Genomic DNA, 2,424 nt, shown 5'->3' with positions numbered 1-2,424 from the left:
GTCATAACGAAGACCGCCAGTTACAATCAACTTGTCTTCCATGAAAAATGCTTGGTCTTGAACAAACACACCCCATTGCGTTATTTCTGCATCAGGTATACCAGTGCTACCCGGTGTAACAGTGCCTCGATCAAATTTATGGTCGTAGTTTTCTAGTTCAAAGTCATTCTGCAGGTAGGTGAAACCATATGTGAACTCGTGATCCGCACCATCAATATTCACTAGCTTAGAAAGCTGTGTATCAACTTGCATGTTTACATCAGAAGCATCACGCTCACGAAGTCGACGTCCGTTGAAGCGAGTTGTATCGTAGTTTTTATTCAGAGTACTTGAGTCTTGGTAACTTAGAGACCAGTCTAAAGAGTCAGCAATTGAAGAGCTTAGCTTAAGCTGTTGTTCCAATGTTGCACGAAAACGTTTGTTGGTGTCTTTGTTGTAATTATCAGTATATACAAAGCCCGGCATAAGCTGATAGCCATTGTAGTTTAGCTCATCTTCATCATATTGACGTTGGTAATGCTCAACCGTAATACCAACCTTATTTGAATCTGATACATTGTAGAATGCTTTGGCTAGGATATTACTTAATTCCGTATCTGCTGGGTTCTCTGCACCACGATCTGGACCTTGAACTTCGCTTCCTGATGAATGAGTTTCTGTCTCGTGGCCTTGAGCGTATGTCGCCATAACGATCGTTTCTAACTTATCTTTACGCATCGCCCAAGAAACTGTGTTCTTGAACTGTTCATCTGCAGATGTATAGGTAGATTTGATGCCAAAACGGTTTTCATCCCCGTCAGTTCTAAGCATATCCTCTGGATTTTTAGTTCTTAGCAGTACTGCACCACCAATGGCATCTGAACCGTAAAGCGTAGAAGCAGGGCCTTTATTCACCTCTATGACACTTAATGTATCGACTTCGATCGCATTCGAATATTTACGTTGCTCAGAAGCGCCAGGGTTATATGGTGTAGGTTGTTGAACTCCATCTACCATAAGTTTAACGCGATCACCTTCAACACCGCGGATGTTAAAGCCTGAAATACCAAAACGGCCACCGCCTTGAGCTTCTACTCCTGGCGTGTATTGAAGAGCTTGCTTTATGTCGCTAGACATTTGATTATCTATATCTTTTGCAGATACAGACTCAATTGAGCTTGAAACGTCTTCTTTGTTTTGTTCAGTACGCGTTGCTGATACAACAACCTCGTCAAATAGGGCATAATCTTCAGCAAAGGCTGATGTTGATGAAAGCGCTAAAACGATTGAAGCAGAGAGTAGGGATTGCTTATACATCTGATAGTTACCTTAGTTCCATAATATCATCTTGATTTGCGAAAGATGATATTGGATCTAAATGATAATTACTATTATTTGCATTTAAATAATTTTCAATATTATCAACTAATTCATAATTAGCGTCATTAAACACATGTATTAAAAAGAGTTTTTCAGTTCCATTCACTACGTGAATGCTTCTCTTTTTGTGATTAAGATCTCACTTACAAAGTAGGAAAGTTATGCATAGCCCAATAACACTTGAAGCCTTACACATATTAGATGCCATTGATCGTCGTGGAAGCTTCGCGGCAGCGGCTAATGAAATGGACCGAGCACCTTCTTCATTGAGTTATCAAATCCAGAAGCTAGAACAAGACTTAGATATTATGATTTTTGATCGCTCAGGCCACCGTGCAAATTTCACGGAAGCGGGGCAGTTAATATTAGAGCAAGGAAGGATCATTCTTGGTGCCACTGAACAGCTCGTTAATGACGCGAGTATTCTTGCCAATGGCTGGGAGTTGGATTTAACGATTGCCTTTGATGGCATTATTCCGATTGCTAATTTCTTCCCATTAGTCGATGAACTCGGAAAAATAAGTAAAACTAGGGTTCGATTACAAGAAGAGATTCTAGCTGGATGTTGGGAATCTCTTTCAGACGGCCGAGCTGATTTATTGGTGTGCCCAAAGGTTGACACCATACCAAACGATATGAAAAGTGACATTATCGGTAAGATGGAAATGGTATGGGTTGCAGCATCAAATCACTACGTTCATAAGCGTTCTGGTGATTTCGACCAAAAGGCGAGAGAAAGTTACAGGGTTATCGCAATTGCAGATACAGCGCGTGACCAACCTGCATTAAGCATCAATATTCTAGAAAAGCAGCCACGTTTAACCGTAACAAGCTTCCCAGCCAAGGTAGAGGCTCTAACTGCAGGGTTAGGGATCGGCACCTTACCGAATAGTGTAGCTAAACCTTTGATTGAATCTGGCGTTCTACAACAGATTTCGGGTACCGAACCACAGCTTATCGACATCGTAATGGCTTGGCGACGTAACAAAATGGGCGACGCCAAGTCTTGGTGTATTCAACACCTAAAAAAAACATGGGCGTTAAAGTAACGGCAACACCATATCT

General features: G+C 41.3%; 2 protein-coding genes. One reads left to right on the top strand and one right to left on the bottom strand.

Annotated features, from left to right (window positions below):
• Nucleotides 1–1,296: TonB-dependent receptor plug domain-containing protein (locus AB4496_RS21800; RefSeq protein WP_372131949.1), on the bottom strand; the 1,296-nt coding region annotated here is incomplete at its 3' end.
• Nucleotides 1,297–1,520: 224 nt separating this feature from the next.
• On the opposite strand from AB4496_RS21800, the gene AB4496_RS21795 reads away from it, so the two are divergent.
• Nucleotides 1,521–2,408, top strand: a complete 888-nt coding sequence (locus AB4496_RS21795) for a LysR family transcriptional regulator (protein WP_017100554.1) — start codon at nt 1,521–1,523, stop codon at nt 2,406–2,408.
• Nucleotides 2,409–2,424 lie beyond the last annotated feature (16 nt).

Origin of the sequence: Vibrio sp. 10N.222.46.A1 (assembly GCF_041473595.1) — a bacterium.
Classification (GTDB): Bacteria; Pseudomonadota; Gammaproteobacteria; order Enterobacterales; family Vibrionaceae; genus Vibrio; species Vibrio tasmaniensis_A.
This window is presented reverse-complemented; position numbering and strand designations above follow the sequence as displayed.

Coding starts and splice junctions, on each gene's coding strand:
- AB4496_RS21795 (WP_017100554.1), top strand. CDS start 1,521: ATGCATAGCCCAATAACACTTGAAGCCTTACACATATTAGATGCCATT.